This is a genomic window from Pseudomonas sp. SDO5532_S415, from assembly GCF_054071155.1.
Genome location: NZ_JBSVWS010000246.1, coordinates 1 through 6,399, shown reverse-complemented (window position 1 = coordinate 6,399; position 6,399 = coordinate 1). Strand labels below are relative to the sequence as shown.

Below are 6,399 nucleotides of genomic sequence, written 5' to 3'. Positions count from 1 at the left end.
ACAGTGGCTCTCCTGTGTACACAAGATCTGTAAACACCCGCGATCACCTGTGGGAGCGAGCCTGCTCGCGAAGGGGCCTCATCAGGCACCCACAAAAACGGCACCTCCCGGTGCCGTTCGTCTTTCACATTCCAAGCTGTTATTTGCGCGCCGCCTCCCACGATTTCAGCAGTTCGGCGTAGCTCACGGTCTCGCCTTTAGGTTTCTCGTTCGCCAGTTTCGGTTTCGGGGCGCCCGGTTGGTCGAACCAGTATTGCGCGTCGCGCTCAGGGTTCATTTTCGGGGCGCAGGTGGCTTGGGCTTTTGAACGCTCAAGACGGGTCATGATCGCGTCCTGATCCTTGGCCAGGCCATCGAGTGCCTGCTGTGGGGTTTTCTCGCCGCTGGCGGCTTCGGCGATGTGGCTCCACCACAACTGCGCAAGGCGAGGATAGTCCGGCACGTTGGTACCGGTCGGAGTCCATTGCACGCGGGCCGGGCTGCGGTAGAACTCCACCAGGCCACCGAGCTTCGGTGCCAGGTCGGTCATGGCCTGCGAGTTGATGTCCGATTCGCGGATCGGGGTCAGGCCGACGATGGTTTTCTTCAGCGAGACGGTTTTCGAAGTCACGAACTGCGCGTACAGCCAGGCTGCCAGTTTCTGTTTCTCAGGCGTGGACTTCATGAACGTCCAGGAACCGGCGTCCTGATAACCAAGCTTCATGCCCTCTTCCCAGTACGGTCCTTTCGGCGACGGCGCCATGCGCCATTTCGGCGTGCCGTCGGCATTCATCACCGGCAGGCCAGGTTTGGTCATGTCGGCGGTAAACGCGGTGTACCAGAAGATCTGTTGGGCGATGTTGCCCTGGGACGGCACGGGGCCGGATTCGGAGAAGGTCATGCCCGCCGCTTCCGGTGGCGCGTACTTCTTCATCCAGTCGACGTACTTGGTGGTGGCGAACACCGCTGCCGGGCCGTTGGTATCACCGCCACGGGTTACGCTGGAACCGACCGGGTGGCAATCCTCGACGCGAATGCCCCACTCGTCCACCGGCAGACCGTTGGGGATGCCTTTGTCACCGGCACCGGCCATGGAGAACCAGGCATCGGTGAAGCGCCAACCCAGGGACGGGTCTTTCTTGCCGTAGTCCATGTGCCCATAGACACGCTTGCCGTCGATTTCCTTGACGTCTTCGCTGAAGAACTTGGCGATGTCTTCATAGGCCGACCAGTTCACCGGGACACCCAACTCGTAGCCGTATTTTTCCTTGAACTTGGCTTTCAGGTCCGCGCGCTCGAACCAGTCGGCGCGGAACCAGTACAGGTTGGCGAACTGTTGGTCGGGCAGTTGATAGATCTTGCCGTCCGGCGCGGTAGTGAACGAGATGCCGATGAAGTCCTTGATGTCCAGGGTCGGCGAGGTGAAGTTCTTGCCCTCGTTGGCCATCAGGTCGGTGATCGATTCAGTCTTGCCGTAGCGAAAGTGCGTGCCAATCAGGTCCGAGTCGTTGACCCAACCGTCATAGATGTTTTTGTCCGACTGCATCTGGGTCTGCAACTTCTCCACCACGTCGCCTTCCTGCAGCAGGTCGTGGGTCAGCTTGATCCCGGTGATTTCACTGAACGCCTTGGCCAGCACCTTGGACTCGTACTCGTGGGTGGCGATGGTTTCCGACACTACCTTGATGTTCATCCCGCGAAACGGCTCCGCCGCCTTGATGAACCACTTCAGCTCTTCGAGCTGTTGTTCGGCCGTCAGGGTGGACGGCTTGAATTCACTGCCGATCCATTTCTTCGCAGCGTCTTCGTAGGCATCGGCCCAGGCCGAAGCGCTCAAACCGCTGAGTGCCAGCATGGCTGCCAATGAAATGCTATGTCGCAGCTTATTGTTTTTGTCGAACATAGAGACCTCCTTATTGAATTTGGGAGCAACATTGCCGAGCGATTCGACTAGCCCCAACGCATCACAGCCAACAGCCACACCAGGGACAACGCGAACGCTATCCAGATGCTCCAGTCGGTCACGCCGATTACCAGCAGATGCAGGTAGGCGCTGCCGAGAAGACCGATAAACAAGCGATCGCCACGGGTGGTGGCAATCGGTAAAAAGCCTCGCCGAAGAATGCTTGGCGAACGCAACTCCCAGGTCGTCATGCCCACCAGGATCAAGCCAATAACGCTGAAAAATGCCGCCGTCGGGACGGTCCAGCTCATCCATTCCATCATCGATTCCTCATACCCGGCCCAGGGCAAAGCCTTTGGCCACGTGGTTGCGAACAAACCAGATCACCAGCATGCCCGGCAGGATGGTCAACACCCCCGCCGCCGCCAGCACGCCCCAGTCAATACCGGACGCCGAAACCGTACGGGTCATGACTGCCGCGATGGGTTTGGCGTTCACCGAGGTGAGGGTGCGCGCCAGCAGCAGTTCGACCCAGGAAAACATGAAGCAGAAAAACGCCGTCACACCGATGCCGGAGCCGATCAGCGGGATGAAGATCTTCACGAAGAACTTGGGGAAACTGTAGCCGTCGATGTAGGCGGTTTCGTCGATTTCCTTGGGTACACTGGACATGAAGCCTTCGAGAATCCACACCGCCAGCGGCACGTTGAACAAACAGTGGGCCAGTGCCACGGCGATGTGGGTATCGAACAACCCGATCGACGAATACAACTGGAAGAACGGCAGCAAAAACACCGCCGGTGGCGCCATGCGGTTGGTCAGCAGCCAGAAGAACAGGTGCTTGTCGCCGAGGAAGCGGTAACGCGAGAACGCATAAGCCGCCGGCAACGCCACGCTCAGCGAGATCACCGTGTTCAGGCTTACGTAGTACAACGAGTTGAGGTAACCGGTGTACCAGGCCGGATCGGTGAAAATCACCTTGTAGTTGTGGAAGGTGAAATCCTGGGGAAACAGCGTCAAACCGCCGAGGATTTCGGTGTTGCTCTTGAAGGACATGTTCAGCAGCCAGTAGATCGGCACCAGCAGGAACAGGATGTAGATCAGCAGCGGAATCAGCTTTCTTTTGCTCATGGCGCAGGCCTCAACGGTTGGCGTCAGAGTGAGTCATGGCGGTGTAGAACAGCCAGGACACCAACAGGATGATCAGGAAGTACACCAGCGAGAACGCCGCCGCCGGGCCGAGGTCGAACTGCCCGATCGCCATTTGCGTCAGGGTCTGGCTGAGGAAGGTCGTGGCATTGCCCGGTCCGCCGCCGGTCAGCACGAACGGCTCGGTGTAGATCATGAAGCTGTCCATGAATCGCAGCATCACCGCGATCAGCAACACGCTCTTGAGCTTGGGCAACTGGATGTGCCGGAACACCGCCCAGGCCGAGGCCCGGTCAATCCGTGCTGCCTGGTAGTACACGTCCGGGATCGCCCGCAGGCCGGAGAAGCACAACAGCGCCACCAGTGACGTCCAGTGCCAGACGTCCATCACCAGCACGGTGACCCAGGCGTCCATGGTATTCGCCGCGTAGTTGTAGCTGATGCCCATGGCATTGAGACTGGAGCCTAGCAAGCCGATGTCGGCCCGGCCAAAGATCTGCCAGATGGTGCCGACCACGTTCCACGGGATCAGCAGCGGAATCGCCAGGATGATCAGCACCACCGACGACCAGCGGCCCTTGGTCGGCATGGTCAGGGCAATCGCGATGCCCAGGGGGATTTCGATCAGCAGCACGCAGGCCGAATAGATGAACTGGCGCAGCAACGAGTCGTGCAGACGCGGATCGAGCAACACCTGCTTGTACCAGTCGGCCCCCACGAAATAGCGGCTGGACTGGTCGAAGATGTCCTGCACCGAGTAGTTGACCACGGTCATCATCGGGATCACCGCACTGAACGCCACCAGCAAAAACACCGGCAGCACCAGCCACCAGGCCTTGTTGTTCTGCACCTTGTTCATGGCTGCGCCTCACTGGTGGATTGTGCTTCGAGGAGGAATTCGTCGGCGTAGACCATCAGCCATTGCGCCGGAAAACTGATGTAGGCCGTGCCTTCGGGCACCGGTTTGTCTTCGGCCAGACGCACTTTCAGCGGCACGCCGTCGAGGTTCAGGGTCATGATCTTGTAGGTGCCGAGGTCTTCGACGTGTACGACTTGTGCCCGCAGCGCGTCATCAAACGGCTCATCCCACACGTGGACAAACTCTGGCCGAATGCCGACCTTCAGGGTTTGCCAGGTGGACTCGGCGATACGCTTCTGCATGGCTTCGGACAGCGGCAAATGGGTCGACGCGAAACCGACACCACCCGCTTGCGGTTGTACCTCGATCAGGTTCATGCCGGGGCTGCCGATGAAATAACCGACAAAGGTATGACTCGGCCGCTCGAACAGTTCCCGTGGCGTGCCGAACTGCACGATCTGGCCGCCGTACATCACGGCGATCTTGTCGGCGAAGGTCGAAGCCTCCAGCTGATCATGGGTGACATAGACCATGGTGATGTTGAACTGCTCGTGGATCTGCTTGAGCTTGCGCCGCAGCTTCCACTTCAAGTGCGGGTCGATCACCGTCAGCGGTTCATCGAACAGGATCGCCGACACGTCATCGCGCACCAGCCCACGGCCCATGGAGACTTTCTGTTTTTCGTCGGCGGTGAGGTTGCGGGCCTTTTTGCTCAGCAAGCTCTGAAGGTCGAGGACTTCGGCAATTTCCTGCACCTTGGTGTGAATTTTCGCCTCGGCCATGCCCTGGTTACGCAGGGGGAAGGCCAGGTTGTCGAACACCGTCATGGTGTCGTAAACCACCGGAAACTGGAAAACCTGGGCGATGTTGCGTTTTTCCGGGGTCAGGTTGTTGACCGCTTTACCGTCGAACAGCACATGGCCCTGGGACGGGCTGAGCAATCCGGAAATGATATTGAGCAAGGTCGACTTGCCGCAGCCCGACGGGCCGAGCAAGGCATAGGCGCCACCCTGTTCCCAGATATGGTCCATCTCGCGGATGGCGTAATCCTCGGGACCGCTCGGCGTGCTGGTGTAGCTGTGGGCGAGGTTCTGCAAACGGATTTCGGCCATCAGGCAACCCTCGCGACACGCCGGCCCGGCGCCTGAACCAGCCGCCCCTGCGTATCGAACACAAACAGTTTATGGGTCGGGATGTAGATGCGGATCGGCGCATCGACGTCGTATTCGTGAACGCCAGGCAGGTGCAGCACCAGCAGGAAATGCTCGTTGCGCACGTGCAGGAAGGTTTCCGAACCGCTGATTTCCGCGACTTCGACGGTCACCGCCAGTTCAAGGTCATCGTCGTTGCTCGGCACCAGCGAGATATGACTGGGGCGCACACCGAAACGGAACTCGCCCTCGCCCACCGGGCGCAAATCGACGTTCAACGGAAAATGCACGAAATTGGCGAAGCTCACTTCGTTACCGGCAATGCGACCCGGCATCAGGTTGATCGGCGGCTCGGAAAACAGCTCGGCCGCCAGCACGGTCTGCGGCTGGTGATAGACCTCGGACGACTTGCCGCTCTGAACCACCCGGCCTTCGTGAAGAATGGTCGTGGTGCCACCCAGCGCCAGGGCTTCGTTGGGCTCGGTGGTGGCATAGATGGCGATGGTGTGGTGCGCCTTGAACAGCTCACGCATTTCCTGGCGCAGCTCTTCGCGCAACTTATAGTCGAGGTTGACCAGCGGCTCGTCGAACAGGATCAGTTCGGCGTCCTTGACCAGTGCCCGGGCCATCGCCGTGCGCTGCTGCTGACCACCGGAAAGTTCGAGAGGATAGCGCTTGAGGAATTTCTCGATGCGCAGCATCTTCGCGGTTTCCAGCACTTTGCTCTGGATCAGCTCATTGGATACACCGGCCTGGCGCAAGGGCGAGGCGATGTTCTCGAAGACGGTCATGGTCGGGTAATTGATGAACTGCTGATAGACCATCGACACGTTGCGCAGGCGCACCGGACGCTGGGTGACATCGACGCCATTCATCAGGATGCGACCGCTGTCAGGCTTGTCCAGCCCGGCCATCAGGCGCATGAGACTGGTTTTACCGGACAGCGTGCGCCCGAGCAAAACGTTGAAAGATCCGGGTTCGAAACGCAGGCACGCATCGTCAATCCAGGTCTGGCCCTCGACGGTGCGGCTGACATGCTCCAGGGTTAATGACATGGCTCGGCCTTTTTTGTTTTTGGAGTCAAGCGACCGGAGCTACATAGCGACATTTGTGCCAGAAATCGCAAGCGATTGATCTGATTAGAAAAACAGGAAATTCAGATAGAAATGCCGTTCGATGCTGAACAGAAATGAACAACTGTGGCTGAACAACTGAACACTTCAACGATTGACAATGAACATTAGTGAACAACACTCTATGGATGCTTTTTGCCTTCCCTGGAGCAAACCCAGTGTTGTGCATTTTGTGGGAGCGAGCCTGCTCGCGAAGGCGGCGGGACAGGCACATTAAGGGTGTCT

6 protein-coding genes are annotated in these 6,399 nt (G+C 58.8%); all 6 read right to left on the bottom strand.

The window, feature by feature from the left end:
- Nucleotides 1–139: 139 nt before the first annotated feature.
- Genes ACW9HW_RS28250 through ACW9HW_RS28225 form a run of 6 tightly spaced genes read right to left on the bottom strand, consistent with a single transcriptional unit; the run spans nt 140 to nt 6,096 of the window.
- Complete coding sequence (locus ACW9HW_RS28250; protein WP_095192726.1) at nt 140–1,882, bottom strand: ABC transporter substrate-binding protein; 1,743 nt, start codon at nt 1,880–1,882, stop codon at nt 140–142.
- Between the two features lie 47 nt (nt 1,883–1,929).
- Nucleotides 1,930–2,202 carry a DUF2160 domain-containing protein gene (locus tag ACW9HW_RS28245; RefSeq protein ID WP_095192727.1) on the bottom strand — a complete coding sequence of 91 codons (273 nt, stop codon included), beginning with the start codon at nt 2,200–2,202 and terminating at the stop codon, nt 1,930–1,932.
- 10 nt (nt 2,203–2,212) lie between these two features.
- A complete protein-coding gene (locus tag ACW9HW_RS28240; protein WP_095192728.1) occupies nt 2,213–3,013 on the bottom strand; it encodes a carbohydrate ABC transporter permease in 801 nt (266 codons plus the stop codon).
- Nucleotides 3,014–3,023: 10 nt separating this feature from the next.
- Nucleotides 3,024–3,890 (bottom strand): carbohydrate ABC transporter permease, encoded by an 867-nt coding sequence (locus ACW9HW_RS28235; RefSeq protein WP_056854628.1) that lies wholly within the window; start codon nt 3,888–3,890, stop codon nt 3,024–3,026.
- Nucleotides 3,887–5,002, bottom strand: a complete 1,116-nt coding sequence (locus tag ACW9HW_RS28230) for an ABC transporter ATP-binding protein (RefSeq protein ID WP_095192729.1) — start codon at nt 5,000–5,002, stop codon at nt 3,887–3,889. Before ACW9HW_RS28230 ends, ACW9HW_RS28235 begins: the two co-directional genes overlap by 4 nt.
- Complete coding sequence (locus ACW9HW_RS28225) at nt 5,002–6,096, bottom strand: ABC transporter ATP-binding protein (protein WP_095192730.1); 1,095 nt, start codon at nt 6,094–6,096, stop codon at nt 5,002–5,004. The genes ACW9HW_RS28230 and ACW9HW_RS28225 overlap by 1 nt, the downstream gene beginning before the upstream one ends.
- Nucleotides 6,097–6,399: the final 303 nt, after the last annotated feature.

Coding starts and splice junctions, on each gene's coding strand:
- ACW9HW_RS28250 (WP_095192726.1), bottom strand. CDS start 1,882: ATGTTCGACAAAAACAATAAGCTGCGACATAGCATTTCATTGGCAGCC.
- ACW9HW_RS28245 (WP_095192727.1), bottom strand. CDS start 2,202: ATGGAATGGATGAGCTGGACCGTCCCGACGGCGGCATTTTTCAGCGTT.
- ACW9HW_RS28240 (WP_095192728.1), bottom strand. CDS start 3,013: ATGAGCAAAAGAAAGCTGATTCCGCTGCTGATCTACATCCTGTTCCTG.
- ACW9HW_RS28235 (WP_056854628.1), bottom strand. CDS start 3,890: ATGAACAAGGTGCAGAACAACAAGGCCTGGTGGCTGGTGCTGCCGGTG.
- ACW9HW_RS28230 (WP_095192729.1), bottom strand. CDS start 5,002: ATGGCCGAAATCCGTTTGCAGAACCTCGCCCACAGCTACACCAGCACG.
- ACW9HW_RS28225 (WP_095192730.1), bottom strand. CDS start 6,096: ATGTCATTAACCCTGGAGCATGTCAGCCGCACCGTCGAGGGCCAGACC.